Below are 26,311 nucleotides of genomic sequence, written 5' to 3'. Positions count from 1 at the left end.
GACAATTATCGATCCGCAGGGCCCCTTCGTTTGCGTATGAACATTCGCGCGCGTTTGAAGCATTCAAATATCCGCGCGGCCATCGCTCTCGACACATTGTTGATAGGCACCCACTCAAGCGGGTGTATCTGACGCGGAAATCCCGCTAAGCAATGCCCCACGGTTCGAGAAGGAATCTGCTGGTTCAAGCCGTGCTGGACCGCATGCGCGAGCATTGTATTTCGGTTTGCCTGTCAAGAATTTCGGACCAGAATGTCCGGGCCAGGTTCAGCGCTCGACGATCCGCCAAAGTCCCTCAAATCAACCTCTGATGCGCCTTTGCGGCGACATGGCATGAACCCGCCCGTCAAGACCAGCGCTGACTGCGGACGAACGGGAATCAGCCACCCTAGGGCTGCCGATTGCGGACCGAGCCGGGCTCGAATTGCTATTTGCGGGCTGAGCCCCGCATGGGCGTCGGTTGGGCGGGCGACGTTTCACGTCATCCCGAAGACGCGGCAACTCGAGTCCAGCGAGGCCGGCTACCTGATGTGGGTACACCCACCAGGTGCACCCAGCCGCGTGTAGCGGGTACCCAATCTCGATGGGCACGAGCGTGTTTGACGAGGTCGAAGTCGCGACCAAGACGACGCCGGCGGAGAAGGCGCTCGCCCGTGCACTGGACGCGGGCGAGCAGGCGCGGTGGGTGATCGCTGGTGAAGCCTGCCGCCAACACTCGAAGTTTCGATCCTGGCTGAAATACCGCCGCATCGGATAGGTGCAGGCGGTACCGTCCAGCCAGGACATCCCGCTCACCGCAGGGAGCCTTTCGCGCGGATCACCTTGTCGCCCAATCGCCTTCGCGAGCAGGAAGCGCCGCACCTGCGCCGCGACTACGTCACAAAGTGATGCTGGAGTACTAAGCTTCCGTAACGGAGTGTTTCCACGGAGCTATATCGGTGGGTACGAGCGGGAGAGTGGTTCCCCGACATGCACTGGTAGCTGTGCGAATGTCGGTCGAGCGAGGGGAATGTACGTGGTCGAGTGGAATCAGGAAGTGCCAACGGAGAGCAGCATCGTGCTGCCTCCTGATCCGCGGGTGCTGGATTCCATCGGTCGCAACCATTCGCTGGAGACCGCGCTCGCGGACCTCGTCGACAATGCTGTCGATGCACAGGCGACTCGGGTCGTGATCCGTTTCATCCGCTCCCAACAGGGGCTCGTCGCCGTGTATGTCCTCGACAACGGACGCGGGATGACGGCGGAGACGCTCAATACGGCGATGACCATCGGGGGCAAGCGCGAGTACAGCGGCAACGATCTCGGCCATTTCGGTCTGGGGCTCAAGGCTGCCTCCTTCAGCCAGGCCAAAAGCCTGACCGTGATGTCCCGCGCTGCTGGTCAGCAGCCGGTCGGACGACGGTGGCGGCCGGATATCGTGTCCCGCAGTGACTTTCGTTGTGATGTGGTCACGTCGTCGTTCGTCGCCGAGGAGTTCGACAAGGACTGGCCGTTCGACTCGGCGAACAGCGGCACACTGATCCGCTGGGATGACGTCTCCGCGTTCCCCGTGACCACCGACACCGTGCAGATCGAGACATATCTGGACCGGACGATCACCCTGACCTGCCAGCACCTGGGTTTGACCTTCCACAGGTTTCTCGCTGGTGGTCGCCTCCGGATCGACGTCGAGGTGTTGAACGTCGAGAACGCTTTGCTGGGAACGAAAGTCCCGGTGGACGCACTGGATCCTTTCGGTTATCCGCGGTCGGGGTTGGACGACTACCCGAAGACGCTGGTAGCCGAAATGGATGGGCATCGAGTCGAATTCCGTTGCCACCTTTGGCCCAAACCGTCCAACCTTCCCCAGTATCGTCTCCTTGATCGCTCGGACGACCATCAGGGCCTGTACTTCTACCGCCGTGATCGCCTGTTGCAGTCGGGCGGGTGGGATGGAGTCCATGCACTGGATCGCCGGCTGAAGCTGGCTCGCGTCGAAGTCGATATCGATGGTGACATGGGCGGCCTGTTCCAGATGAACCCGGAGAAGTCACGGGTGCAAACCGGCCCCGAGTTCGCACGCTTGGCTGCGACCGCCCGCGCGCACGACGGGACCACGTTGCGCGGATATCTCGAGGTCGCGGAAGGCCTGTTCCGAAAGTCGCAGGCACGGGTGTCGAAACGGACAGCGATGATCCATCCCGGACAGGGCCTGCCGCCCCGTGTGCGCACCATCATCCAGAATGAGATCCCGGCAGTCCGCGGTGAGGATCTCATCGCAATACGCTGGGATGACTTCATCGATGACGCGTTCTTCCGAATCGACCGGGACACACAAACCCTCTGGTTGAACAAGCGATACCGCAAGATGCTGCTCGGCGGTAAACACGGCGGCCTCAACGATGTCCCGCTGGTCAAGTCCCTGCTGTACCTCCTGGTCGCGAACGTCTTCGAAGGCGAGTATCTCGGCAAGAAGGATAAGGACAACATCGAGATGTGGCAGTCCATCCTCACAGCAGCGGCGCGGGCGGAACGACAGTGACGGAGAACCATTCAGTCGATGGACGCCACCTGTCCGCAGAGGGTTTCGACCAGTACGTCAACAATCAGGTTCCGATGACTCTACCTGTTCTCGGCACACCCGCGGCCAGCGTCTTCATCAATCCGATCACGCCGGAACTCGGTCTTCGTATCGAGATCCCCTCTGTCAGCGCGGCACCGGGGACAGGTCTCAGCAACATCGCGACGCGGGTGACCACTTTTGATGGTCACTGGTATTTGGAAGTCGTCGTGACCAACGGAGCTCTGTTCCGAGACGCGTATCCGGTTCTGTGCGCGATGATCGATCGTGTGCAGCTCGATGGAATGAAACCGGTGGTCGCCCTGCGCGCGACGCTGGCGAAACTATCGACGCTGCTCCTCTCCCCGGAGAAGCTCTCCCGTGAGCGTGAAGTCGGACTGTTCGGCGAGTTGCTGGTGCTCGGTGGGCTCTTCGGTCCTCTCGGCGCACGAGACGCGCTGCGGGCTTGGCGCGGCGGGGATGCCGAAGAGCACGACTTCGGGCTGCGCGAACTCGATATCGAGGTCAAGACGACGTCGAGTGAGCGGCGTACACACTGGATCGAGTCGCTCACCCAATTGATGCCGACCGGCGCGCGACCCCTGTGGGTCGTCTCGCACCAGATCACTCCGGCAGGGACAGGAGCCGGCAGGACGCTCCCCGAGCTAGTCGACATCGTCCGGAGTCAGGTGTCCGACGATGCCCTTCTCGACACGTTCGAGACCCAACTTGTCGGATCCGGCTGGTATGAAGCTGTCAGGGACCAGCTCTCGACCGTCTGGACCAGGCGGACCCCGAGCGTCCCGCACGCCGTGACCGGCGACTTCCCACGTCTGACGCCGGACGCCATCCGGACCGACTGGGTGCCGATGGGTCGGATCCCCGATGTGAAGTACCGGATCAACCTGGACGGACTCACAACCACTCAGCCGGTCCCCGAAATCGTCTCCCTGGCCATCGAATTCGAAGGATGACTATGACCAACGCACTCGCCGAGGCATACAGCACCGCAATTCGTGGCATGGCGAACAACGCGCCCAGGGCCCTGGTCCGTCGGGCACTGATCGAAGCCGAGGACCTCGATCCATCCCTTGACGCGTCCGAGGATCGGATGCGGGAGTACGTAGCGGCCGCCGCGACGGATGACCCGCTCCGCAGGGCTCTGCACCTCAATATCGCGAGGTGGGACAACGCACCCGAAGACGGCAACCCCTGGACCAACCAGACATCGGCCAACACGGAGGAGCGTCGCGCGACGATCATCGCCGCACTCGGCCTTTCCGAGCTCACGGCCAAGGAGTTCGCCCAGCACTTCCCGATCAGCCATCAGTGCGGCCCGACAGTCATCGCCTCGCCTTGGGATCCGTGGTACAGCGACGAGATACGGCGTGATCGGGCGTTCTATTGGACGCACTATGAGAACTACCTTCGCGAGGACCGCGGCTGGAGTGAAGGCTCGATTCATGATCTCGACCGTGCGACGAACCATGTCGTCGAGCGCCTCATCGATCCCGCACGACCGAAGCCGGGCCGGACCAAAGGTCTAGTCGTGGGTTACGTGCAGAGTGGCAAGACCGCGAACTTTGCCGGGGTCATCGCCAAGGCCATAGACGCCGGGTACCGGTTGATCATCGTCATGACCGGAACGACCAACATGCTGCGTGAACAGACGCAACGCCGACTGGATATGGAGTTGGTCGGCAGGGAGAACGTGCTACGGGGCGCGGACGAGTCCGATGAGACCGTACGCCAACGCGTCGACTATCTCGATGATGAGGATTGGGCAAAAGGGAGGTTCGTCAGCCATGGTGTCCGGCCCTCAGAGGTGGGCCGCCCCGATATCCACCGGATGACTACCAGGGACTTCGATTACCGAAAGCTCCAACAAGGCCTGCCCGCACTCGAATTCGAGCGACGCGATGGAACCAAGCCTCTTTGGCATCCGGACAACCTGTACACCAGTGACGCCCGACTGATCATCGTCAAGAAGAACAGCTCCGTCCTGAACAACATGGTCAAAGATCTCAAGACGACCGGGGACCGGCTCGCCGACATCCCAGCACTGATCATTGACGACGAGTCGGACCAGGCCTCCATCAATACAACCGACCCGAAGACCTGGACAGCAGAGAACAAGAAGCGCACCGCGATCAATAGGCACATATCCAACCTGATCAACATGCTTCCCCGCGCACAGTACGTCGGCTACACCGCGACGCCGTTTGCCAACGTCTTCGTCGATCCGCACGATGCGGAAGACATCTTCCCGAAACACTATCTGATCGCACTGGAGCGGCCGTTGGGATACATGGGAGCCTCGGACTTCCATGACATGGACTCATCCATTCCGGACAACGAGAAGACCTTCGCCAACTCGGCGGAGAAGGCCCATCTGAGAATTCCGGACGAACGGAATAAGAACAAGGACGCCGAGGATGAGCGACAACTCCAGAACGCGCTCGACTCGTTCGTTTTGGCGGGGGCTATCAAGCTGTTCCGACAAGAGATCGCCCCTGAAAAGTACACCCGCGCGTTCCGACATCACACGATGCTGGTCCACGAGACGATGCGTACGGACGGACACCGCAGTCGCGCGGACGCGATCCGCGACAAATGGCGGACCAGCGGATACCTCACCGGCAGCGCACTCAGCAGACTGCGCACCTTGTACACCGAGGACTTCGCCCCTGTGACCGACGCGTTGAAGTTCGGCGATCCAATGCCCGGCTCCTTCGATGAGCTCGCCCCGCACGTCAGCCGGGCCGCACGTCAGATCGCACCGAACGGCGCCCCTGTGCTGATTGTCAATAGCGAGAAGGACATCGAGCAGGAGGAACTCGATTTCGACAAGCGGCCGGTATGGCGGATCCTGGTCGGTGGCAACAAACTGGCCCGCGGCTTCACCGTCGAAGGGTTGACCGTCACCTACTACTCGCGGAATGCCGGGCACGCCGAGGCCCTCATGCAGATGGGCCGCTGGTTCGGTTTCCGGCCGGGGTACCGAGACCTTGTGCGACTGTTCATCACCACCCCGGTGCGCGACGCCCTCGAGGCCGCGTGCTGGGACGAAGAGGATTTCCGCGCGGAGCTGCGGCAGTACGCGGCGATGGTGAATGGCCGCCCGACCGTAACACCGGAGGATGTCCAGCCCTTGGTATCACGGCATGGACTTCGGCCGACCGCGCCGAACAAGATGCGGAACGCCGAACTCGTTGAGCGCAGAACGCTGTCCAAGGAGCCCAGCTCCGGCTACCCCGCGATAAACAATCAGGCGCTTTTGGACGCCAATATCGACGCTTGCATCCCGCTCCTCCAAGCGGCCGAGACGAGCGTCCAGTTTCCGACGACGGGTCGGCCGTTCGATGCACTGACCGGCCTGGTCACCCAGGAACAGATGGTGGAAGTACTGAAGAAACTGACCTGGAAGGACCCGAAACATTTCGCAGCGGACTTGGCGTGGATCGCTACACTTCCACATGAGGTAGTACGCGAATGGCAGATCGTCATGCCGCAACAAAAGAACCGAACAAAGGTCAATATTCGCGGAGTCGGAAAATACTCCATTCATGGCCGAGTGATCGATCCCAACGGTCATATCCGAGGAAACGCGGATAGTCTGCATCGCACAGCATGCGATCTTCAGGTCGCGGCGACCGAACACATCGGATTCGTGCTTCTCTATCCCGTTATCGACAAGACGGCGACAGAAGAGGAGATAGCGGACGATGGCTACCCCCAGGGCGTGGTCATGGCGTTGAGTCTCCGACTCCCGCGCGCAGCGGCACCCAAAGACCGCAACCCCTTGCTGTACCGAGTCAAGAATCGCGCGATGCCGAAGTACGCGATCGTCGATACGGACTAGGACGTCGCTGTTCGACCTCCGTGCCATCGACCCGCTGTGCTCGCCTTGACCGAACCGAGTATGTCCCGAGATGATCAACATCCACCGCCGACAAGCAAGGATCACACCTGTGCCGAACCCGCCAGCGTCGACACCGAAGACCTCGGTCGAATTATTCGCCGGCGGAGGAGGTCTGGCGATGGCTGTCGATCGTGCGGGGTTTCAGCCCCTCCTCCTGAACGAGTTCGTTAAACACGCCTGCGACACACTGGAAGCCAACGGCGCTGAGCCGAGAGGCGAGAACGAACGGGTACCCGAGCACGGCAAAGGGCTGCTGGTTCGTGGTGACGTCACCACTGTCGATATGCGCTACCTGCACAACAGGGTCGATCTCCTGGCCGGTGGGCCTCCGTGCCAACCGTTCAGCCTCGGCGGTATAGCCAAAGGCGACGAGGACAAGCGGAACATGTTCCCGGAGATGTTTCGAGCGATTCGGGAGATTCAGCCGAAGGCTGTTATTTGCGAAAACGTCCGCGGCCTTCTTCGCCCCTCATTCAGGCCTTATTTCGAGTACATTCTCCGCGAGCTTGAATTCCCGTTTGTCGAGCGAGACGATTCCGTTCCCTGGACGGAGCACAATGCCACCCTGCAAGGTCGGCAAAAAATTTCCTCGGGAGACGCGACCGAGCGATACCAGGTGTACAAATTCGAAGTCAATGCCGCCGACTACGGCGTCCCGCAGATCAGAAATCGTGTCATTATCCTGGCATTTCGCAGCGACCTCAAGATAGACGAGTCGATTCTTTTCGAAAAGGTGAAGAAGACTCATTCGGAAGCAGCGTTGTATCAATCCATTGCGAATGGTCGGTATTGGCAGAATCATCCAGGAGTACCGGAACATGTTCGAGAGCGGGTCATCGCGGAACTTCCCGCCCAGTCATCGCTCGATTTCGACGAATTGAAGCTTTTACCATGGCGCACGCTCCGGGACGCGATCTCCCCACACGAGGGGCCGCTGCCGCGGCTGCCCAAGATTCGCTGGAACCGGCTCGACCGCGTGCAGTATCCGGATATGCCGATGGATCACGTCGGGTGGCCGGACGCGCGCATATACACTGGCCACACCCCCAATGTTCTCGACCGCCCCGCAAAGACGGTAAAGGCTGGCGTGCATGGGGTTCCCGGAGGCGAATCGGTGCTGCTGACAGATGATCTGGCACCGGGGTTCAGAGGTGCTCGTCGACGCTATCGCCATCGGTACATGACAGTTCGCGAAGTGGCTCGCGTGATGACCTTCCCCGACAACTGGATCCTGAGTGGTCCGCGTAGCGAGAAGATGCGGCAGTTGGGCAACGCGGTTCCGCCACTATTGGGAGAGGTCTTCGCCAGGGCCGTCTTCGAGGTCCTGGAGGATGTCGAGAACCGCGCGTGACAATGGTGCCCGCTCGAGCGTGGAAGCCGCGACCCGGTCGATCCAGAACCACGGTGGACAGCGAGCAGAATCGCAGTGCCGGTGGCGCTCATCGGCGTGTTGTACCGCTCGCCGATGGTCGCACCGTAAAGGGTTCCGTCATCTTGAAGCTGGTCGCTGCCGGCCGAAGCGTCCGTGCCTACCTCAGATGGCGGTCCGATGGGCGTACCGTATCCAGATCCTTGGGAGCAGTGAGCAACTCGTCGTCTCGGTTCGAGAAGCTGAACGAGGGGTGGGCGCTGGCGCGCGCTGCCGGCCTCGTGCGAGATGAGGTACCGGCTGCGGAATCGTGGGCCTCATCGCCTTCCGCGCAAGCAGTGATGCGGGCGAATCGGGGCCGCGACACCAGCCCGGAGCTCCAGCTCCGTGCGCTTCTGTTCGCACACGGTCTTCGGTATCGCGTCTCCGCGCGACCGATCTCCGAGCTCCGACGCACCGCAGACATCGTCTTTCCGCGTGCTCGTGTGGCCGTGTTCGTCGACGGATGCTATTGGCACGGCTGCCCCGCGCACTATCGACCATCGACCAAGAACTCGGACTTCTGGGCCACGAAGATCGCTTCCAACCGACTCCGTGATGAGGACACCAATCGTGCACTATCAGAAGCAGGATGGACTGTCGTCCGTTGCTGGGAGCACGAAGATCCCGAAATCGCCGCCGAACGCGTGATCGACGCGCTCGGCAAGTCAACTCCCGTGACAGACCGATGAGAGAGAGTGCCGTGCCTGAGATCAGCGTTCCACCCGAGATCCGCGACGCCGTTCTCCGTGAACTGTACCGACAGGTTGGAATGATCGAATGGGAGGAAATGTCGTCACGCGAGAAGACCAAGTACTACACGCAGTGGGTGGAGGATCCCCTGATCGGTGGCGAGCTGGCCGACTACTACACAGCCGAAGGAATGCGCGTGTGGATCAAGGATGGTCCGCTGAAGGAATACACCCGCGCATTGGAGAATGTCGGTCCGTTCGCGCGATACGCCACTCGGCGATTATCACCACCCGGCGAGTTCATCCGCGAGGTTCTCGGCGACACTTGGACCACGGTGCCCGGTAGCCTCGGCGAGAAGCCGATGCATTGCCGAGTGGAATCGGGTGGGACACGACGGTACCTCTGCTGGGGACGCCCCCGAACGTTCCGAGACCTCTTGTGGGCGGCCGTCAATCAAGCGGTCACCGGCGGAAGCCGGCCACTGATCGTCGTGTTCGTCACCGGAACCCAACCGGTCGACGACAAGCTCGAGGCGCAGCACGAACGGATCGCCCAACACTGCGGCATCGACTTGGCTTACGTCCGCCGCCAGTTGACGGAATGACCGTATTCAGCATTTGGTGCGAGGTATCGACACGCTCTCGGCTCCGTCGACCGAGAATCCCCAGCGGTGTGCCGATTCCAGTCCCGAGCCATCGGCACCCAGATGTGAGCGGATGCATTGCCAGGCCTTCCGGACTCGGGCTGCCGATCGCGGACCGAACTGTTGCTGCGTGGGCCGAGCCTGGATCGAATGTCGGTCGAGCAGGCAACGTTTCGCCTCATTCCGAAGGCGCTGCAACTCGGGTCCACCGCCAGCCGGCCACCTGAGGTGAGTACACCTGACAGATGCACGCGCCCGCAACTGGTGGGCACCTAGTCTCGAAGGCGTGGAGAGCCTGGGAGCATTCTTGAAAACCCGCCGCGACCGGGTCACCCCCGACCAGATCGATCTGCGCACCTATGGGAGCGCGCGGCGGGTTCCGGGATTGCCTCGCGAAGAACTTGCTCATCTGGCGGGGGTCAGCGTCGGCTACTACATCCGGTTGGAGCAGACGAAGGCGGAGGCGGCCTCCGATCAGGTACTCGACACACTCGCGCGGGTGCTGGAACTCGACGCCGTGGCGACCACCCACCTGCGCAACCTTGCCCGTCGGCCTGCGGGCGACCTCGCCGAACCGCCGGTCGAGCAACCGCATCCTCGGGTCCTCGCGCTGCTCGGGGCGCTGGCCGACACGACCCCGGCGATCGTGCTGGGTCGCCGCGGCGACATCCTCGCGTGGAACCGCGCGGGCCACATGCTGTTCGCCGAACACCTCGACTTCGCGGCGCCGAATCACCCCGACACCCGCCCCTCAATCCCCCGAATGTTCTTCCTCGACCCGCGCACCAGGCACCTGCACCGCAATTGGGATGAACTCGCCAGGATCCACGTCGCCTACCTGCGGTTGACCGCCGGACGATTCCCGACCGACGCGCGCTTGGCCGATCTGATCGGCGAACTCGCCATGCGCGGTGACCAATTCGCCGCCTTGTGGGCGACCGGCGCGGTCGCCGACTGCACAGTCGGAGCCATGCACCTGCGCCACCCGACCATCGGCGACGCCGGCGTCGCCTACCAGGTCTGGCTCCAGCCGGACAGTCCCGACCACCGCCTCAAGGTCTACACCCCCATCGACGCGGCCTCGGCGGACGCGCTACGAACCCTCTCCCAACGATTCCGGGGCCGCTAGCCGTCCTACTCGACGCACTTTCGCGGAGCTTGGGGACGCTCATCGGGATGGCCGAATCCGACGCCGGATCGGGACGACGAAAGCGCGGGCCGCACTGTCGAGTGGGTCAGCCGCGGCGCGCTACCGCGTGGTGCGTGCCGAGTAGCAGGTCACGCAGGCGGTTGGTGACCTCATCGGTCGTGCCGGGCACGAGGGTGAACTCGTCGCGATTGTGATGGATGAGCAGGTATCTGCCGTCGGCTGGGCCGTAGTCCAGCCAGTGGAAGCCCTGGCCGTCCGCTGTGGGGCGCGCATCGATGGCGCCGCCGGGATAGACGGTGACCTCGCCGACACCCGAACGCCTGCGGCGTAGGATTCGGTCGAGTTTTTCCTTGTGCGACAACCTGGTTGGGTGGCGCGCGTATTCGACTGCGGCGAGATCGCTTCTGCGGCCGGTGATCGGCGGTTCCGCACCGGGTCGGAAAGCGGGCAGGTTCGCCGCGAGATGGGTGGGCAGATCCTCCGACGCGCAGGCGAACAGGATTACGTCGCCACCGTATTCCGGTGTGGGGCCGGGCATTTGGGCGGCCAAGGCGGCTGTGCGGCCGACGAGACCCGCGTGCACGCGCACCACCCTGTCCAATCCCTGGCCGTAGACACCGTGGATCTCCACGCGGACCTGCGGATTCAGCAGTGTCGACACGGTGCGGAACAACTGCTCGTCCGCCGCGTTCACCAACTGCTGAGCGGCCTCGGCGCGAGCGCGGGCGTAATCGTCGAGTGCGTCGAGATGATCCGGCAGATACCGCAGCGGATAGGGCAGCCGATCGCGACCGAAGGCTTCCAGCGCCAGGGTGAATGTCAAACCACCCATGCGCCAACGTCTTTCATTCATTTGCGCTATTCGCCGATCACACCACCGGGCGGCAGCGCGGGCGGCGGCGTGCCGAGCAATTCCGAACCGCGATCCCAGACCAGATAGTCCTTGGTTTTGACCTCGCGCTCGTCATCGCCTTTTCCGCGACCGGCCGCAGGCATGCCGCCCGGCGCACCGGGCATGCCCGACTGTCCCGGCCTGGCCGCCCCTTTGGGCACCGACTCGCCGGGAACCTTCATCCCCGGCGCGCCCGGCACCGGATTGGCCACGCGCCCAACAGGATTCCCACTCAGGCCACGGCCACCGGGATTCCCCCCGGAGCCGCCCGTACCGCGACCACCGGAATTCGCACCGGGACCACCGGAATTCCGCTCCCGCCGCCCGATCCCCGGCACGGCGCCCACTCCAGGGCCTGGCATCGAAGGCTGCCCGCCCTGACCACCGATGCCCGAACCACCCTGCCGCGAATTACCCGCCGACGAATCGGTGGGTGCGACGGCAGCGGGCGCGGTGCTGCCCGACGGATTCGTACCCGTCGGATCCGGATTCCCACCGGGTGCCCGCGAATCCTGTTTCGGACCATCGGTTCCCGGCGCGGAACCACCACCGGAATCCCCTGCGCCCGAAGGTTGTCCACCGGGTCCCGTCGGCGCGAACCCCGCCTCCCGCCCGCCCGGCTGCTGTCCGCCGCGCGAGATACCGGGATCGGATCCGCCGGGGCCATTGACCGGATTGCTCGGAGTCGGCAATACCGGCCGCACCGGGTCGACATCACGCACCACATTCTTCTGGTAGACATCCTGCATCACGCGCTGCGCATCCTTCTCCGCCTCGTCCGCGCGATGCTGCGTGCCCTTGAAATATCCTTGGAACGGCAGGTGGTCTATCAACATATCGCTGAAACCGCCCGAATTCTCCGGCGGCGGAACCGAGTCCTTCACCTGACCCAAGTAGTCGCCATGCAACGCCATGGTCCGTGCGACGATATGCTGAGCGACCGAAAGCTTCTCGATGTCGCCGCAGAATTGGCGTGTGGCTTCGATGAACGCCTCAGCGGACCGGCCCTGCATCATCTGCTGCACGTCTTGAGCGACACCGTGGGCGAACTCGTCGGCGTATTGCTTTGTCTTGAAGGCAAGATCTCGCCATGCCTGCGCGGCATCGTTGATCGCTGCGGTAGCTACCGGGTCGGCAGCGTCGTTGAGTCCATCCCATATTCGCTGATGTGACCATGAAGGAAACGACTCCAGTTTGTCACCGACGAGCACTGCCGGATCGAAACCGCCCGCATGTTCGGCGCGGTACGAATCGAACCCGACGTTCGCGCCGGTACGAGCCGAATCCCAGTCACGAGAGGCTTTTTCCTGCCGATCGTGGCGATCTTGCTCCTGCTGCTCCGCCTTGTGCCGCCCCGACTGCCCGGCTGCCACCTCCATCGCGTTGGCGACCCACTCGGCCATCTCCTTCGGGCCGTGCAGTTCGAACCATCCCATTACGCCCCCTCGGTTGCCTGATTGATCGCTGCGGCATTGGCCTGATCCTGTGCGGTGAGCTTCTGGATCACGGCGTCGTAGGTATCGCGCATCGCGACGACGACATCGACCGCTGCCCTGTACTGTCTGCCTGCCGAGTCCGGCGCACCTTCGGCTTTCTTCTCGAATGCTTCCTTCATCACTACCGACGACGGCAACGTACCGAAGCCGTTGAGGCGCGCTAGTCGCCGCGCAGTTCGGAGAAGATCCTCGTCGAGGTGCTTGCGCATCGTCTCCACCCGATTCCGCAATGCTCGAGCCAGATCGACGTCCAGCCGAAATGTTCCAGCCTCCGCCTCCCGCTTCAGACCTCGCCAGTACGCTATTTGGTCGGCGGGTCTCGGCGTATTGGGATCGCCCTGTGGTTCTGCCATGTTCCCTCCTGATAGTCGTCTTGAGCACCATCGCTCTTTGGACGTATGTCACTCATTGCGGCAGATAGGAAACCAAATCCGTGGCGCGACTCAGCGCAATATCGCACGGGGGCAGTTGGGACGCTTTCGATTCCTCTCCCCTGGACCAGTAGATGAACAGGTCGATCGAGCCTTGCTTGTAGGGCACGCTGACATAGCAAGTCAACGGGTCTGCGGAACCATCGTTTGTTGCGATGTTGTCCTGGTACATCAGACCGGGCCTTGATCCCACCCGAACATCACGAAAGTTCAGGAGAACCTTGTTCTTTCGCACATCAGCCAGGGAAAAACGTTCAGCTCCGACACCAACGCCATATGGCCCTTCGGTTGAGTTCCATGAGCAGCTTTTCGCGGCGGCATTGGTCGGGTTTCCCGAATCGATGCCGACATGCTTGTCAGCGGGGTTGACCCGGAGAACACGTAGAACGTCGTCAGACAAATCCGTACACGGGTTCCACAGCACATCGGAAAGCGGCGGCGGCGTCAGTGGAGCCTTCTCACTCCCACCTGGTTTACACCCAACCACCAGCGCCGCCAGACCCACCAGCACCACGGGAACCACACGCACCCCGCGCGATCCGGCCCTTGAACGCATCGACAACCTCTCCCCTGCCTAGGCCCCACCGTTCCCAACAGAATAAGCCGCACCGCTCCCGTTCGCGGTTCCACCCGAAACTCGGCGACGATGGTTGCGCAGTGGGTTACCGTGAGGATCGGACGAGTGCGGCCGGCACCTATAGGGGACGACGTGGACGACGACATAGCGAACGACAGCACTCCGGTGGCGGCGGAACTGATTGAACCACAAGGGAATTCGACATCCAGGACGGATGAGGACCACGCCGCCGCCTTGGCGCTGGATCGCGATGCCGAGCAGATGGCCCAACTATGGGGCCAATTCGCCGAAGCGTCGGCGCAATTCGCCGCCACGCTGACCGACATGTGGTGGAAGGCGCTACCGGTGGCGCGGCCGGGTGGACTCGATGTGGTCGGTTCGACGGCGATGATCGCCGCGCGGCTGGCACACCTCGGCCCGGAAGGCGATCCGCTCGAACAGGTCACGCTGGGCGCGATCAACTACCTGCACGGGGCCAGCGCGCACGCGCGCGGCGAGGCCGACGAGTACGAGGATCTACGCGAATCACTGCGCCACGAGATGGACGAACATTTCGACCCGCGCCCCGAGGCGTGACGCACCCCACGAACAAAACGAACGGGCGCACCATCACCCGGTACACCCGTTCCTCTCGGAGCCCCTGTCAGGATTGAACTGACGACCTTTCGCTTACAAATCCGACGCAGCCTCTACCACTGAGCAACCGCAACCACCCACCAACACAACGAACGGGCACACCGTCATCCGGTGCACCCGTTCCTCTCGGAGCCCCCTGTCAGGATTGAACTGACGACCTTTCGCTTACAAGGCGAGTGCTCTACCACTGAGCTAAGGAGGCGGAAAGCGTTGCAATCATAACCGGACTCGCCGATTGCGCGGCACCGGGTTTGGCGGGCAGCGCAATCGGCGGTCTGGTTTTGTTGGTCCCGCGCAGTATCGGCACCGCTGAGCAGCGGTTTCGGTTACTGCGGATCAGGACTGGGCGCCCTGCCGGGCCGCGTCGTCGGCAGCCATCGCATCGCGCAGGCTCTTCGGACGCATATCGGTCCAGTTCTTCTCCACGTATTCCACGCAGGCCGCGCGGCTCTCCTCGCCGAATACGACCCGCCACCCCGCCGGAACCTCCGCGAAGGACGGCCACAGCGAGTGCTGCTCCTCGTCGTTGACCAGGACGAAGAAGCGGCCGTCTTCGTCATCGAAGGGATTGGTGCTCAATTTCACCTCACTGGATACTGGCGCTTGTACGGGATTGCTCCGGGCCCCTCCGACACCGTCGGCGTCGAACGAACCCCGAGCGATGTTTCGACCCTAGCAAGTTAGACGTTACTGATGGGGGGTTACCTCATCGCCCCCCTCCTCTTCAGCCGGCGAAGAAGTCCAACAGGATCTTGTTGACGGCCTCGGGTCGCTCCAGATAGCCGAAGTGACCGGCGTCGGGCACCTCCAGGTAGCGGGCGCCGGGGATGACGTCGGCGACCTCGCGGGAGAGGTAGGGGGGAATCATCCGGTCGTCGGCGAAGCCGACGGACAGGCAGGGGACGGTGATCCCCCGGTATGCCTGCAACCGGTTGAAGCTGTGGTCCATGCGCCGTTGGGCGCGGATTCCGGGTGCGACGGGGCCGCCGGTGAATTCGAACAGGTCCAGCCAGTCGCGGGCGGTGTTGGGGTCGGCGAGGCTGGCCGGGGAGAGGTTCATCACGGCGTTGACGGCGGCCTCGTATTTGGCTGGCAGTTTGATGCCCTGCTCGTCGAGTTCGTTCTCGCCGAGGGACAGGACCTGCTGGAATTGATCCATCCGTCCATGTCCGGCCAGGAAGACCGCCTTGCGGACCAGTTCGGGTCGGGTCAGCGAGAGTTCCTGGGCGACCCGCGCGCCCATCGAGGTGCCCGCGATCAGCGCCGGACCCTCGTCGAGCAGTTCGATCAGGGCCGCGGTGTCGGCCACCAGTTCCTCGATGCGCATTCCGGCGGCGGCGTCGAAGGATGGGGCGATACCCCTGTTGTCGAAGGTGCAGACGCGGTATCCGGCCGCCAGCAGCGCGGGCACCTGGTGCAGTTCCCAGACGCGGCCCGGACTGCCGGTGCCCATGATCATCACGACGAGCGGCCCGCCGCCCTTGGTATCGGTGCCACGCGCCCGGTCGCCCTTGACCTGGTAGTTGAGCGCAATTCCGTTTACCGTGGCCAACGGCATCTTCGACCCTTTCGTGGAGGTGACCCTGCGCACCCACGGTATAGGGGTGGTGGGGTTGGGCGCACCCCAGCGTCCGCCAGATACCATTGACTATTCGCACGCACGAGCGTATTTGCACGGGAGGACAACGAGATGGCCGCGAAGAGCAGCGCGAACGACATCGCGGACGACGATCTGGAACCGCTGGCCGATGAGACCGCGCGTCAGGCGCAGCGGGTCGTGGCGGCCTACGCGGAGGACGCCGACGAGTGCCGGATGCTGCTGTCCATGCTCGGCATCGGCCCCAGCTCGCGCGTCGAGTAATCACCTGATCCGAGCCCTCGGACTACTGGAAATACACAACTGAATATTCGCCGGAACCAACGACGCGCAAAGGATGCGTGAGTGGACCAATGATCGACCAGCCGTCGCACAATTCCGAGCAACTACCTGAGCACCATCGAGGCAACGATCACTCCGGCACCGAATCCAGCGGTGCCGGTTCGGGTTTCGTGGTCGTTGCCAATCGCTTGCCGGTGGATCTGGAGCGTCTTGCGGATGGCACCAGCCGCTGGAAGCGCAGTCCCGGCGGCCTGGTCACGGCGCTGGAGCCGGTGTTGCGCAGCAATAAGGGGGCGTGGGTCGGTTGGGCCGGGGTGCCCGATGTCGATATCGATCCGATCATCGAGGACGGTCTGGAACTGCATCCGGTTCCGCTCGGCGCGGACGAGGTGGCGGACTACTACGAGGGTTTCTCCAATGGCACGCTGTGGCCGCTGTATCACGATGTGATCGTGCGGCCCAACTATGAGCGCAAGTGGTGGTCGGCGTATGTGACGGTGAATCGGCGTTTCGCCGAGGCCACCGCGAAGGTGGCCGCCGAGGGGGCCACGGTCTGGGTGCAGGACTATCAACTGCAACTGGTGCCGAAGATGCTGCGCATGCTGCGTCCCGATCTCACCATCGGTTTCTTCCTGCATATCCCGTTCCCGCCGGTCGAGTTGTTCATGCAGATGCCGTGGCGCACCGAGATCGTGGAGGGTCTGCTCGGCGCGGATCTGATCGGTTTCCATTTGCCGGGCGGCGCGCAGAACTTCCTGTATCTGGCGCGCAGGTTGGCCGGGCAGCCCACTTCGCGCGGCACCGTAGGCGTGCGCTCGAAACTGGGTGTGGTGCAGGTGGGTTTCCGCTCGGTGCGGGTCGGCGCGTTCCCGATCTCCATCTCCTCGGCCGAACTCGACGAGGTCTCGCGCCGCCGCTCGGTGCGGGAGCGGGCCGCGCAGATCCGGTCCGAACTGGGTAATCCGAAGAATATTCTGCTCGGGGTCGACCGCCTGGACTACACCAAGGGCATCGATATCCGGTTGGCCGCGTTGGAGGAACTGCTGGTCGACGGCCGGGTGGATCCGTCGGAGACGGTCATGGTGCAGTTGGCCACGCCGAGCCGGGAGCGGGTGGAGAGCTATATCCAGATGCGCGGCGATATCGAGCGCCAGGTGGGTCGGATCAATGGCGAGTTCTCCCGTGTCGGTCATCCGGTGGTGCACTATCTGCATCGGCCGATTCCGCGCGAGGAGTTGATGGCCTTCTTCGTCGCGGCCGATGTCATGCTGGTCACCCCGCTGCGTGATGGGATGAATCTGGTGGCCAAGGAGTATGTGGCCTGCCACAGCGGACTCAACGGCGCGCTGGTGCTGAGCGAATTCACCGGCGCCGCGGCCGAATTGCGGCAGGCGTACCTGTGCAATCCGCATGATCTGGACAGTGTGAAGGATGCGATCTCCTCGGCCATCGAGGATGACAAGGAGACCAAGCGCCGCCGGATGCGGGCGCTGCGCCGCCAGGTGCTGGCCCACGATGTGGATCGTTGGGCACGCGCCTTCCTCGACGCCCTGGCCCAGGATCAGGTGGCGGGCAGCGCCCTGCTCACCGATGACGACGTGTACCCGCGCTGATCCCGATCCGCCGAGCCTGGTTCACAGGAATCGCCCGGGTAAGGTCCAGCGGCCTCCCAGTCCGTCAGGGCACCATTGATCCATGAATGGTGCGCCGGCGGATCGCGGTGGCCCCGAGGCTCGGGTGCTGGTGGTCGACGATGAGCCGATGATCGTGGAGTTGCTCGCGGTGAGCCTGCGCTACCAGGGTTTCGAGGTGGAGACGGCGGGCGATGGCGCGCAGGCGCTGGATCGGGCGCGCACTTTCCGTCCGCAGGCGCTGATCGTCGATGTGATGATGCCGGGTATGGACGGTTTCGGGTTGCTGCGGCGGCTGCGGGCCGACGGGATCGAGGCCCCGGTGCTTTTCCTGACCGCCCGCGACGAGGTGCAGGACAAGGTGGCGGGGCTGACGCTGGGCGCCGACGACTACATCACCAAGCCGTTCAGCCTCGAGGAGGTGGTGGCTCGGCTGCGGGTGGTGCTGCGCCGGGCGGGCCACGCCGCGCCGGTGAAGGAGAGTTCGCGTATTCGCTTCGAGGATATCGAGCTCGACGACGACACCCACGAGGTGTGGAAGGCCGGCGAGCCGGTTCCGCTGTCCCCCACCGAGTTCACGCTGCTGCGCTATTTCATGGTCAACGCGGGCACGGTGCTCAGCAAGCCGCGGATTCTGGATCACGTGTGGCGCTACGACTTCGGCGGCGAGGTCGGGGTGGTGGAGACCTATGTGTCGTATCTGCGCAAGAAGGTGGATACCGGCGCGGACCGGTTGATCCACACGCTGCGCGGGGTCGGCTATGTGATGCGGGCGCCGAATCGCCGGTCCGGCAGGTGAGTTCGCTGCGCTTCGCGGTCTCGCGCAGGCTGGCCGCGGTGCCGCTGCGGGTGACGCTGGTGCTGATCCTGGTGTTCACCTCGGCACTCGGTCTGTTGATCTCGGGGATCGCGGTGACCTCGGTGTTCGAGAAGTCGCTGCTGCGGCAGACCGATGATCAGCTGCGGCGGGCCGCCTACTCCTGGGCGCGCCCGGATCGTCTGACGCAGGCGCCGCCGCTGCCCCCGCCCGAGGCGCGGCATGCCCCGAGCCCGTTCTATATCGTCGCCACCCGGCACGGTGATCCGCAGAAGCTGGTGCTGCGGCCCTACAGCGTGGATGCGGCGCCGAAGCTGCCGGACCCGCCAGCGGACCAGCCGAAAACAGTTGATTCCCAGGGTAGTTCGTCCATCCACTGGCGGGTGGTCACCCTGTTCACCCCGGACGGGTCCACCACGGTGGCCATGCCGCTGACCCAGAACGACGAGGTGCTGCGCGGGCTGGTGGCCCTGGAGTTGATCGTGGGCGCGGTGGTGTTGATCCTGTTGGGCGCGGCCTCCTATTTCATCGTGCGGCGCAGTCTGCGCCCGCTGCGCGAGGTGGAGAAGACCGCAGCCGCCATCGCGGCCGGGGATCTGCATCGCCGGGTTCCGGTGCGCGGCACCAAGACCGAGGTGGACCGGCTGTCCACCTCGCTCAATGGCATGCTGACCCAGATCCAGCAGGCGTTCGCCGCGACGGAGGCCTCGGAGGAGGCGGCCGTGCGTTCCGAGGCGAAGATGCGGCGTTTCGTCGCCGATGCCAGCCACGAATTGCGCACCCCGCTGACCACGATCCGGGGTTTCGCGGAGCTGTATCGGCAGGGTGTGACGGCGGATCCGGCCATGTTCATGGATCGGATCGAGCGCGAGGCGCAGCGAATGGGTCTGCTGGTGGAGGATCTGCTCATGCTGGCCCGGCTGGACGCGCAGCGACCGCTGGATCTGCGGGAGGTGGATCTGCTGGGTCTGGCCAGCGACGCGGTGCACAATGCCCGCGCGGTGGCCGCGGCCGCGCGTCCGGAGGGTCCGCGCCGCCCGATCCAGCTCGAGATCCGGCCGGGCGAGGGCACTTTGGAGGTGCTGGGGGATGCGGAGCGGCTGCGTCAGGTGCTGAGCAACCTGCTCAACAATGCCCTCACCCACACCCCGCCCGAGGCCGCCGTCACGGTGCGGCTGACTCCGGCGGCGGATCATGTGCTGCTCGAGGTGGCCGATACCGGACCGGGTCTGCCCGAGGACGCGGCCGAGCGGGTTTTCGAGCGGTTCTACCGCACCGATGCTTCCCGCACCCGCAGCAGCGGCGGCACCGGGTTGGGTCTTTCGATCGTGCAGGCGCTGGTCACCGCGCACGGCGGCACGGTGCGCGTGGCGAGCGAACCCGGTGCGGGCACCACGTTCACGGTGCGGCTGCCGCGCGGAACCGCCTGAGTCAGACCGGTTTCGCCTCCGAGAGCACCCATTGCCCGCCGTCGCGATCCAGCGTGACCCGCAGGCGGCTGGCGGCGACCGTCGCCTTGGGATTGTCCTTCGGTGTGGAGGACTGATTCAGGAACAGCAGCACCACCGCGTGATTCGGGTTCGCCGACACCACGCCCGCCGCCTGCACATTGCAGACGACGGTGAGCTGCTTTTCTTTAGCACCGGGGATGATGAGCTGCTTGCTCACCGCCTCGTATTCGTCGCGGACGCTGCCGCGCAGGTTGCGGATCGCGGATTCGACCACGCTGTCCACGTTTTGGTAGTTGTAGGTGAACATGCCCTCGACATCGCGGGTGGCCACCGCGGTGGCCTCGGCGCGCGACTGCTCGTCCTGGCGCAGTTGCCAGTAGCGCAGGCCCGCGACGCCGCAGAGCACCAGCGCCGCCGCGACGACGAGTCCGCCCGCGCCGAACAGGATGGGCCGCCAAGGCATTCGCGGGATGGTCATGACACGAACTCCAATCCGGAGACCGACAGCGCGTTCCCGTCGCGGGCGATGGTGATGCGCATGCGGAACACCCGCTGCTGCGGCTGATCGAGTCCGGCGTTCTGCACCGTCATCAGGCTGGCGACCAGCACCCGCGCCGAATGCTCATCGGAACTCTCCACCGCCACCTCGGCGACCTGGCCGGTGGAACGCACCTTCGCCTCGGTGACGAATCCGATGAAATCCTTCATGAGATTGTCGAATTCGGTGCGGAAGCTGCCCGAGGACATGGCGTAGACCCGGTCCGCGTCCTGCTGCACGCTGTCGGCGCGGATGGTGGTCATATTGATGGCGGCCTGCTTGCCGAATTGCAGGTAGTCGGCGCGCAGCGCGTTGCGTTGGCCGGCGAGATGCGCCTCGTAGCCCGCGAATCCGGCGCCACCCACCAGCAGCACGACCAATAGCGCGGCGAGCACCCCGGCGATGACGCGCCACCGGCTTCGGGGGCTGTCGGGCGGTGCGTCCGACACCGATGCCGCGTCTTCGGCGACCGGGCGGTCCAGCACCGCGACGGCCGTCCCGGAGCCGACGGCATCCGACGACGCGGCAGCCGGTCGCACCGGCGCGGCACTCTTCCCGAGGGAGACCGTATCCTTCCGCGCCGCAGTGTCTTCCGGATCGCCGACGGGCGGTCCCGCCGAGCGGACCGCTTTGCGCCTGTTCCGACCGCTGACCGTGCTACCACTCATCGTTGCAGCTCCTCCACCATTTCCTGCCAGCTCGACGGTATGGTCGCCGATCCGCCGGGTGCGATGCCGCCCTGACGGTAGGTGCGTCCTTCCGGTCCGATGAAGATTCCGGTGGCCGGATCATAGGACCTGGCGACGGCGGGCGCTGCGGGTCCGGCAGGGGCCGTGGCGGCGGCGGGCGCGACCGGGTGCGGCGGGCCGAAGGGCGGGTTGTCCCCCAGCGGCACATAGCCGCGCCGGTCGCGGCACAGCTCCGGGCTCGGCGCGCGCTTGCCCGGCACCTCCATGCACGGCGCGTTGCGGATACCGCGCACCGCCTCCGGCGCGCCCGGCGCTACCCGGCAGTACAGACCCGGCGGCGTGTCCGGGATATCCTCGGCGGCCGGTGAGCGCCGCTGGTCGGGCGGCAGGAAGCCGGTGGTGCAGCCGGGCGGATCATTGAGTCCGAGGTTGAAGTCCACCATCGCGCCGTATTCGGTCGGGCCGCGAATCGCGGTGAGCAGCACCGAGATCAGCGGCGGATAGATCACCAGGATCTGCTCCAGGCCCGCGTGATAGGTGTTGGTTACCTGGCCGACGCTGACCAGATTGTTGAGCAGCAGCGGCAGCGTCGGTTTGAGTTCCTGGAACTGTTGCGACACTCGATCGAGCGAGGCGGGCGCCTTGCGGATCACCTCGCGCAGCGCCGGATCGTGCTGCCGGAGCTGATCGGTGACGGTGGCCAAATCCCTGGTCCAGGAGCGGATCGCGTCGTCGGAGCGATTCTGGGTGTCCAGTAGGGGTCCGATCTTGTCGATCAGGTCCTTGGTCGGCTCCTTGGCTGCCTGCGCCTCCTGCACCAGAAGTGCGGCCGAATCGATGAACTTCTGCAGATCGGGACCCGCGCCCTGGAATGCCTTGAACGCCTCGTCGATCACCTGCCGCAGTTTGGTGTCGGCGACGCTGTCGAGCAGCCGCTCGACCTGGTCGAGCATGGTGCCGACATCCTGCGGCAGCCGGGTGCGCGCGGCCGGGATGACCGCGCCGTCGGTCAGGTCGCGGCGACTGGGTTCGGCGGGCGGCACCAGGTCCACGTACTGCTCGCCGACGGCGGAGACACTGCGCACCCACGCCTGTGAATTGTCGGGCACCTGGTAGCCGCTGTTGATCGACAGATCGGCCTCGACGCCGTTCGGGGTGAGCCGAACCGCGCGCACCACACCGATATTCGTGCCGCGGTAGGCGACGTTCGCGTTCTCGTAGAGCCCGCCGGTCGCGGTGAGTTGCACGGTGACCCCGTAGCGGCCGAGGCCGAACATGGCGGGCAGGTGGATGTAGGTGCCGCCCATCACCACCAGACCGATCACGGTGAGGATGGCGAAGGCGACCAGTTGGCCCTTGACGAAACGACTCAGTGTCATCGCCCGGCGCCTCCTTCCGGCGCGGGATTCGGCGCGCCGGGCAGCGGCACGGTCAGGCCGGGAATGGCGGGCAGGCCCGGAATCGGGGGCAGGCCCGGAATTGTCGGCGTTGGGGCCGCTGTGGCGGGTGCGGGTCCGAAGGGTGCGGTGGCCGGGTCGGTCGCCTGCAGCGCCGTGGGCGGCATGCCGCCACCGATGGTGCGCTGCGCGCCGCCGAAGGCCCCGCCCAGCGGGGTGCCGGTGAGGAAGTTCGAATCCAACCGGGCGGCACGCAGATCCACGGTGATGAACAGATTCAAGTAGTCGCCCTTGATGGCATGGTCGAGGTACTTCATTGGGAACGGGAAGGTGAGCAGCACCTTCAGCACCTCGGTGAGATTGTTGCCGGTGTCGGCGAGCTGTTGCAGCACCGGCCACAGGTTGCGCAGGTCGGCCCGCAGGTCGGCTCCGGAGTTGTCGACGATCCGCTGCACCACATCGCTCAAACCGCCGAGTGCCACAATGGTTTTCGTCAACGTCTCGCGCCGATCGGCCAGAACGGTCAGCGCCGGGTGGATATCCTCGATGGCCGCGGCCACCCGCTGCTTCTGCTGGGCGAGCACGCCCGAGAATCGGTCCAGACCTTCGATGGCGGCGACGATATCGCCGGTCTGCCGGTCCAGGGTGGTGGTGAGCTCGTTGATCTGGGGCAGCAGATCGCGAATGGCGTCGGTGCGCCCGGTGAGGGCCGTATCCAGTTCTCGGGTAATGGTTTCCAGTTGGGCGACGCCACCGCCGGAGACCACCATCGACAGCGAGGACAGCACCTGTTCGGTGGTGGGGTAGGCGCCTGCCCGCTCCAGCGGGATGAGGTCGCCGTCACGCAGTTTGCCTTGCGGCGCAACATTTGTCGGCGCGGACAGTTCCAGGTGATTGCTGCCGAGCAGGCTGGTCTGTCCGATCGCCGCGACCGTGTTGGCGGGCAGGTCCACACCGGGATTGAGCGACACGGTGACCAGCGCGTGCCAACCCTCCAGTTCGATCCCGGAGACCGATCCGACCGTCACATCGTGCACGCGTACGGGCGAATTCCGGGTCAGCGTGGTGACATTCGGCATCTGTATCCGCACCCGCCATGATCCGGCGCCGGTGCCCTCGGTGCCGGGCAGCGGCAGCGAATTCAGACCGTCCCACGAGCAGCCGCAGGCGCCGATGGTCACCGCCACCGCGACGGCCGACAGCCGAATCCGGCGGCCCCTCATTTGTCACCTCCCGGATTGACCAGTCCGGCAAGACCATTCGGCACGATGACCGGCGGGGCCTCGGCTGCGGCGCGGGCCGCCAACTCCGGGGTGGAGAACTGCAACTGCGAGGGGAACGCGCGCACACTGCCGGTCGGATTGGCCAGGATGGGCGGGTAGTTGATCATCAGCGAGTTGATGATCGGCGCCAACTGCTCGGCGCACAGGCTCGCGCTCCTGTCGGAGTCATTGGTTTTCAGCGACTCCACCGAACCGCACAGGAAGCTGAAGGCGTCGGCGGCGTTCTGGCCGACCAGCACACCGGTCAGCGAACCCGTCGACGGCTGGTAGATGCGGTAGAAGTTCTCCAGCGCGGTCGGTCCGGCGTGCAGGATCTGTTCGAGCTGCGGCCGCTTGTCGACCAGGATCTGGGTCACCTCGCCCAACTTCCGCACGCCCTCGCTGAGCCGCGCGCCGTCGGTGTCGAGGAAGCGTTTCACATCCGAGACGGCGGCATCCAAATTGTCCAGGCCGGAACCGAGTTCGTTCGATACGCCCGCCAGCACCGCCGACACCGAGGCGAGCCGCCCGCCGAACTGGACGATCTGCTCATTGCTCGCCGAGAGCACGTCGACGAATTTCTGCAGGTTGCGCAGGCTGCCGAACAGGTCGGTGCGCCCGTCGGAGAGCGTATTCAGCGTCGCGGACAGCTCCCGAATGGTGTCGCGCAACTTCTGACCATTGCCGTCCAGATTGTTGGCGGCCGTATCGAGGAATTTCCCGAAGGAACCCTGCTGATCCCCGACCGGGCCGAGTGTCTTCGCCAGCCTGGCCAATTCGGATTTGATGTCGTCCCATTCGACCGGGACGGCGGTGCGGTCCAAGCCGATCTGCCCGCCGCCGCCCAGCTTGGGTCCGCCGGTGTAGGCGGGGGCCAACTGGATGAATCGGGCCGAGACCAGGGAGGGCGAGACGATCACCGCGCGGGCGGCGGCCGGAATGCTGACGCCCCGGTCGAGCAGCAGATCCACCCTGACCTTGTCGCGACCGGGCTCGACGGCGGTGATGCGCCCGACCTTCACCCCGAGCACCCGCACGTCATCGCCGACATACAGCGCATTGGTGGACGGAAAGTACGCCTGGATCTTGGTCTTCCCGAGATTCGCCACCGGCTGCCACGCCACCGCGACAACGGCGGCGACAACCGCGGCGGCGGCCACCAGCGCGACCCAGCGGGGCAGAGGCCGCATCCTCGAAAGCAGTTTCATCGCGGCGGCTCCTGCGTTCCCGGCGTGATGGTCGGTGGCGGATCGACGTATCGGCGCAGATCCTCGGGCACATGCTGCGGCCAGGCCAGCGCGTCGACCAGAATCTGCAGCGCCCGCGATGACCCGTTGATCATGTAGGAGTTGAAATACGGTCCGCTGCCGACCTGTTCGCCCAGGGCGGCTTCGAACGGGCCGAGCCCGTCGAGGGCCTTGGAGATGTTGTCCCGATTCTTGCTGAGCAGTGCCAGCACCGAATTCAGCTTGTCCAGCGCCGGACCGAGTTGCTTCTCGTTGTCGGCGACCAGGCCGGAGAGTTGTTTGGCCACCGCGTCCACGGCCACGATGAGCTGCGCGAGCGCGGCCCGGCGGCGATCGAGCTCACCGAGCAGCGAATTGCCGTCCAGCAGCAGGGCATTGATCTGGTCGCCGCGATCGGCCAGCACCTTGGTCACGCTCTGTGCCCGTTTCAGCAGTTCGGACAGGGCGCGGTCGCGCTGGTTGATACTGCGCGAGAGTGCGGTGACACCATCGAGGGCCGACCGCAGCGGGGCGGGTGTGTCGGCGAAGGTCTGCGAGAGGGTGTCGAGGGTCTGGTTGATGCGGTCCATATCCAAACCGGATGTGGTGCCGGCGAGTTCGCTCAGTGCGTCATTGAGCGAGTACGGGGATCTGGTGCGCTCCAGCGGAATCGGTTGATCACGGCGAATCGCGCCGACCCCGGCGGGCGTCACCTCCAGCGAGCGGCGGCCGAGCACGGTATTGGTCTTGATCGCGGCACTCGTCTTGTCCCCCAGGATGATCGACTCGTCGAGGGTGAAGCGCACCAGCACCTTGTCGCCGTCGAGGCGCACATCCTCCACCCGCCCGGAGCGCACCCCGGCCACCTGCACATTGTCGCCGGGCAGCAGCCCGCCCGCATCGGTGAACAGCGCGGTGACGTTCGCACCGGAGCGAATGAACGGGAGCCGGTCGAACTGGAGCGCCGACAGCGCGATCGCCGCCGCGAGCACGATGCCCGTGATACCGAGGTTGATGGCGCGTCGTCCGTTCAT

The 26,311-nt window shown here is 64.7% G+C and carries 25 protein-coding genes and 1 tRNA gene; 13 read left to right on the top strand and 13 right to left on the bottom strand.

Translation table 11 applies throughout. The features are described from left to right. The first annotated feature begins 583 nt into the window (after positions 1–583). The 8 genes from D5S18_RS34735 (at position 584) to D5S18_RS03960 (ending at position 10,334) form a co-directional block, all read left to right on the top strand. Positions 584–757 carry a hypothetical protein gene (locus D5S18_RS34735; protein WP_158607791.1) on the top strand — a complete coding sequence of 58 codons (174 nt, stop codon included), beginning with the start codon at positions 584–586 and terminating at the stop codon, positions 755–757. A 258-nt stretch (positions 758–1,015) separates the two neighbouring features. After that, positions 1,016–2,521, top strand: coding sequence for an ATP-binding protein (locus tag D5S18_RS03990; RefSeq protein WP_120038406.1), 1,506 nt, complete (start codon positions 1,016–1,018; stop codon positions 2,519–2,521). Further along, a complete protein-coding gene (locus D5S18_RS03985; protein ID WP_120038119.1) occupies positions 2,518–3,513 on the top strand; it encodes a PD-(D/E)XK motif protein in 996 nt (331 codons plus the stop codon). Before D5S18_RS03990 ends, D5S18_RS03985 begins: the two co-directional genes overlap by 4 nt. 2 nt (positions 3,514–3,515) lie before the next feature. Next, entirely contained in the window at positions 3,516–6,401 is a 2,886-nt protein-coding gene (locus tag D5S18_RS03980) for a Z1 domain-containing protein (RefSeq protein ID WP_120038117.1), read from the top strand. 70 nt (positions 6,402–6,471) lie between these two features. Continuing rightward, positions 6,472–7,812, top strand: coding sequence for a DNA cytosine methyltransferase (locus D5S18_RS03975; protein WP_120038115.1), 1,341 nt, complete (start codon positions 6,472–6,474; stop codon positions 7,810–7,812). Between the two features lie 230 nt (positions 7,813–8,042). Further along, a complete protein-coding gene (locus D5S18_RS03970) occupies positions 8,043–8,561 on the top strand; it encodes a very short patch repair endonuclease (RefSeq protein ID WP_345789698.1) in 519 nt (172 codons plus the stop codon). Positions 8,562–8,659: 98 nt separating this feature from the next. Continuing rightward, positions 8,660–9,166: a hypothetical protein gene (locus D5S18_RS03965; RefSeq protein WP_203236579.1), complete on the top strand. Its 507-nt coding sequence runs from the start codon at positions 8,660–8,662 to the stop codon at positions 9,164–9,166. Positions 9,167–9,491: 325 nt separating this feature from the next. Further along, on the top strand, positions 9,492–10,334 hold the full coding sequence (locus tag D5S18_RS03960) for a helix-turn-helix domain-containing protein (RefSeq protein ID WP_120038110.1): 843 nt from the start codon (positions 9,492–9,494) through the stop codon (positions 10,332–10,334). A 106-nt stretch (positions 10,335–10,440) separates the two neighbouring features. Here the strand turns inward: D5S18_RS03960 and D5S18_RS03955 are convergent, their stop codons facing one another. The 4 genes from D5S18_RS03955 to D5S18_RS03935 are packed head-to-tail and all read right to left on the bottom strand — an operon-like array spanning position 10,441 to position 13,730. Next, positions 10,441–11,208: an ESX secretion-associated protein EspG gene (locus tag D5S18_RS03955; RefSeq protein ID WP_239003522.1), complete on the bottom strand. Its 768-nt coding sequence runs from the start codon at positions 11,206–11,208 to the stop codon at positions 10,441–10,443. 5 nt (positions 11,209–11,213) lie between these two features. Further along, the gene (locus tag D5S18_RS34730; protein ID WP_158607790.1) at positions 11,214–12,683 is read right to left on the bottom strand and encodes a hypothetical protein; all 1,470 of its coding nucleotides are present in this window, start codon (positions 12,681–12,683) and stop codon (positions 11,214–11,216) included. Then, a complete protein-coding gene (locus tag D5S18_RS03940) occupies positions 12,683–13,096 on the bottom strand; it encodes a hypothetical protein (protein WP_147403842.1) in 414 nt (137 codons plus the stop codon). Before D5S18_RS03940 ends, D5S18_RS34730 begins: the two co-directional genes overlap by 1 nt. 52 nt (positions 13,097–13,148) lie before the next feature. Beyond that, a complete protein-coding gene (locus tag D5S18_RS03935) occupies positions 13,149–13,730 on the bottom strand; it encodes a DUF3558 domain-containing protein (RefSeq protein ID WP_120038100.1) in 582 nt (193 codons plus the stop codon). Positions 13,731–13,883: 153 nt separating this feature from the next. On the opposite strand from D5S18_RS03935, the gene D5S18_RS03930 reads away from it, so the two are divergent. Further along, entirely contained in the window at positions 13,884–14,327 is a 444-nt protein-coding gene (locus D5S18_RS03930) for a hypothetical protein (RefSeq protein ID WP_120038098.1), read from the top strand. Positions 14,328–14,517: 190 nt separating this feature from the next. Here the strand turns inward: D5S18_RS03930 and D5S18_RS03925 are convergent. The 3 genes from D5S18_RS03925 to D5S18_RS03915 form a co-directional block, all read right to left on the bottom strand. Beyond that, positions 14,518–14,589, bottom strand: a tRNA-Thr gene (locus D5S18_RS03925). A 134-nt stretch (positions 14,590–14,723) separates the two neighbouring features. Next, complete coding sequence (locus D5S18_RS03920) at positions 14,724–14,966, bottom strand: MbtH family protein (RefSeq protein ID WP_120038404.1); 243 nt, start codon at positions 14,964–14,966, stop codon at positions 14,724–14,726. A 145-nt stretch (positions 14,967–15,111) separates the two neighbouring features. After that, positions 15,112–15,945, bottom strand: coding sequence for an alpha/beta fold hydrolase (locus D5S18_RS03915; protein WP_120038096.1), 834 nt, complete (start codon positions 15,943–15,945; stop codon positions 15,112–15,114). A 132-nt stretch (positions 15,946–16,077) separates the two neighbouring features. Between D5S18_RS03915 and D5S18_RS35225 the strand changes: the two genes are divergently transcribed. The 4 genes from D5S18_RS35225 (at position 16,078) to D5S18_RS03900 (ending at position 20,144) form a co-directional block, all read left to right on the top strand. After that, positions 16,078–16,248 carry a hypothetical protein gene (locus D5S18_RS35225; RefSeq protein ID WP_203236578.1) on the top strand — a complete coding sequence of 57 codons (171 nt, stop codon included), beginning with the start codon at positions 16,078–16,080 and terminating at the stop codon, positions 16,246–16,248. 77 nt (positions 16,249–16,325) lie between these two features. After that, positions 16,326–17,879 (top strand): alpha,alpha-trehalose-phosphate synthase (UDP-forming), encoded by a 1,554-nt coding sequence (locus D5S18_RS03910; RefSeq protein WP_239003521.1) that lies wholly within the window; start codon positions 16,326–16,328, stop codon positions 17,877–17,879. A gap of 82 nt (positions 17,880–17,961) precedes the next feature. Next, complete coding sequence (locus tag D5S18_RS03905; RefSeq protein ID WP_120038094.1) at positions 17,962–18,696, top strand: response regulator transcription factor; 735 nt, start codon at positions 17,962–17,964, stop codon at positions 18,694–18,696. After that, positions 18,693–20,144 carry a sensor histidine kinase gene (locus D5S18_RS03900; protein ID WP_239003520.1) on the top strand — a complete coding sequence of 484 codons (1,452 nt, stop codon included), beginning with the start codon at positions 18,693–18,695 and terminating at the stop codon, positions 20,142–20,144. The genes D5S18_RS03905 and D5S18_RS03900 overlap by 4 nt, the downstream gene beginning before the upstream one ends. Position 20,145: 1 nt before the next feature. Here the strand turns inward: D5S18_RS03900 and D5S18_RS03895 are convergent, their stop codons facing one another. From D5S18_RS03895 to D5S18_RS03870, 6 genes are read right to left on the bottom strand one after another with little or no spacing between them, the layout of a single operon-like run. Beyond that, positions 20,146–20,643 (bottom strand): Rv1363c family protein, encoded by a 498-nt coding sequence (locus tag D5S18_RS03895; RefSeq protein ID WP_120038092.1) that lies wholly within the window; start codon positions 20,641–20,643, stop codon positions 20,146–20,148. Further along, a complete protein-coding gene (locus D5S18_RS03890; RefSeq protein WP_120038091.1) occupies positions 20,640–21,371 on the bottom strand; it encodes an Rv1363c family protein in 732 nt (243 codons plus the stop codon). The genes D5S18_RS03895 and D5S18_RS03890 overlap by 4 nt, the downstream gene beginning before the upstream one ends. Further along, on the bottom strand, positions 21,368–22,771 hold the full coding sequence (locus D5S18_RS03885) for an MCE family protein (RefSeq protein WP_120038088.1): 1,404 nt from the start codon (positions 22,769–22,771) through the stop codon (positions 21,368–21,370). Before D5S18_RS03885 ends, D5S18_RS03890 begins: the two co-directional genes overlap by 4 nt. Continuing rightward, entirely contained in the window at positions 22,768–24,012 is a 1,245-nt protein-coding gene (locus D5S18_RS03880; protein WP_120038086.1) for an MCE family protein, read from the bottom strand. The genes D5S18_RS03885 and D5S18_RS03880 overlap by 4 nt, the downstream gene beginning before the upstream one ends. Beyond that, positions 24,009–25,259 carry an MCE family protein gene (locus D5S18_RS03875; protein WP_120038084.1) on the bottom strand — a complete coding sequence of 417 codons (1,251 nt, stop codon included), beginning with the start codon at positions 25,257–25,259 and terminating at the stop codon, positions 24,009–24,011. Before D5S18_RS03875 ends, D5S18_RS03880 begins: the two co-directional genes overlap by 4 nt. Further along, complete coding sequence (locus D5S18_RS03870) at positions 25,256–26,311, bottom strand: MCE family protein (protein WP_120038082.1); 1,056 nt, start codon at positions 26,309–26,311, stop codon at positions 25,256–25,258. Before D5S18_RS03870 ends, D5S18_RS03875 begins: the two co-directional genes overlap by 4 nt.

It is taken from the genome of Nocardia panacis (assembly GCF_003598715.1).
GTDB classification, from domain to species: Bacteria; Actinomycetota; Actinomycetes; order Mycobacteriales; family Mycobacteriaceae; genus Nocardia; species Nocardia panacis.
Note: the sequence above shows the minus strand (reverse complement) of the source record. Positions and strands in the feature narration are given on the sequence as shown.

Bases quoted from the DNA above. Each gene is read 5' to 3' on its own strand.
- D5S18_RS34735 (WP_158607791.1), top strand. From the start codon at position 584: ATGGGCACGAGCGTGTTTGACGAGGTCGAAGTCGCGACCAAGACGACG.
- D5S18_RS03980 (WP_120038117.1), top strand. From the start codon at position 3,516: ATGACCAACGCACTCGCCGAGGCATACAGCACCGCAATTCGTGGCATG.
- D5S18_RS03975 (WP_120038115.1), top strand. From the start codon at position 6,472: ATGATCAACATCCACCGCCGACAAGCAAGGATCACACCTGTGCCGAAC.
- D5S18_RS03965 (WP_203236579.1), top strand. From the start codon at position 8,660: ATGTCGTCACGCGAGAAGACCAAGTACTACACGCAGTGGGTGGAGGAT.
- D5S18_RS03955 (WP_239003522.1), bottom strand. From the start codon at position 11,208: ATGAATGAAAGACGTTGGCGCATGGGTGGTTTGACATTCACCCTGGCG.
- D5S18_RS34730 (WP_158607790.1), bottom strand. From the start codon at position 12,683: ATGGGATGGTTCGAACTGCACGGCCCGAAGGAGATGGCCGAGTGGGTC.
- D5S18_RS03940 (WP_147403842.1), bottom strand. From the start codon at position 13,096: ATGGCAGAACCACAGGGCGATCCCAATACGCCGAGACCCGCCGACCAA.
- D5S18_RS03935 (WP_120038100.1), bottom strand. From the start codon at position 13,730: ATGCGTTCAAGGGCCGGATCGCGCGGGGTGCGTGTGGTTCCCGTGGTG.
- D5S18_RS03915 (WP_120038096.1), bottom strand. From the start codon at position 15,945: ATGCCGTTGGCCACGGTAAACGGAATTGCGCTCAACTACCAGGTCAAG.
- D5S18_RS35225 (WP_203236578.1), top strand. From the start codon at position 16,078: ATGGCCGCGAAGAGCAGCGCGAACGACATCGCGGACGACGATCTGGAA.
- D5S18_RS03905 (WP_120038094.1), top strand. From the start codon at position 17,962: ATGAATGGTGCGCCGGCGGATCGCGGTGGCCCCGAGGCTCGGGTGCTG.
- D5S18_RS03895 (WP_120038092.1), bottom strand. From the start codon at position 20,643: ATGACCATCCCGCGAATGCCTTGGCGGCCCATCCTGTTCGGCGCGGGC.
- D5S18_RS03890 (WP_120038091.1), bottom strand. From the start codon at position 21,371: ATGAGTGGTAGCACGGTCAGCGGTCGGAACAGGCGCAAAGCGGTCCGC.
- D5S18_RS03885 (WP_120038088.1), bottom strand. From the start codon at position 22,771: ATGACACTGAGTCGTTTCGTCAAGGGCCAACTGGTCGCCTTCGCCATC.
- D5S18_RS03880 (WP_120038086.1), bottom strand. From the start codon at position 24,012: ATGAGGGGCCGCCGGATTCGGCTGTCGGCCGTCGCGGTGGCGGTGACC.
- D5S18_RS03875 (WP_120038084.1), bottom strand. From the start codon at position 25,259: ATGAAACTGCTTTCGAGGATGCGGCCTCTGCCCCGCTGGGTCGCGCTG.
- D5S18_RS03870 (WP_120038082.1), bottom strand. From the start codon at position 26,311: ATGAACGGACGACGCGCCATCAACCTCGGTATCACGGGCATCGTGCTC.